This is a genomic window from Paenibacillus pasadenensis, assembly GCF_023715725.1.
GTDB lineage: Bacteria > Bacillota > Bacilli > Paenibacillales > Paenibacillaceae > Paenibacillus_O > Paenibacillus_O pasadenensis_A.
In genome coordinates this window covers 1-432 of the sequence record NZ_JAMBOT010000060.1, presented here as the reverse complement: position 1 = coordinate 432, position 432 = coordinate 1, and the positions used below count along the sequence as shown (strand labels likewise).

General features: G+C 62.5%; 2 protein-coding genes. Both read left to right on the top strand.

Annotation, left to right across the window (positions count from 1 at the left end; genetic code table 11):
- The coding region (locus tag M3223_RS23955) for a helicase HerA-like domain-containing protein (RefSeq protein ID WP_251566304.1) at positions 1-218 on the top strand (218 nt) is incomplete at its 5' end.
- On the top strand, positions 191-432 hold a 242-nt coding region (locus M3223_RS23950; RefSeq protein ID WP_251566302.1), incomplete at its 3' end, for a helicase HerA-like domain-containing protein. The genes M3223_RS23955 and M3223_RS23950, both read left to right, overlap by 28 nt.

Below are 432 nucleotides of genomic sequence, written 5' to 3'. Positions count from 1 at the left end.
GCGGTAAAGGGGTGATCAATATCCTTAGCGCCGAAAAGCTCTACCAGATGCCGAAGCTGTACGCCGCCAGCCTGCTGTGGATGCTCTCCGAGCTCTACGAGCGCCTGCCGGAAGCCGGCGACCTCGATAAACCGAAGCTGGTGTTCTTCTTCGATGAGGCGCGCAGCTGCTGTTCAACGACGCGCCGCAGGTGCTGCTGGATAAAATTGAACAGGTGATCCGCCTTATCCGCTCCAAGGGCGTCGGCGTCTACTTTGTCTCGCAGAACCCGGCGGATATTCCCGACGCCGTGCTCGGCCAGCTGGGCAACCGCGTGCAGCATGCCCTGCGCGCCTTTACGCCGAAGGACCAGAAGGCGGTGAAAACCGCCGCCCAGACCATGCGCGCCAACCCGGCCTTCAGTACCGAGCAGGCGATCCAGGAGCTGGGCAC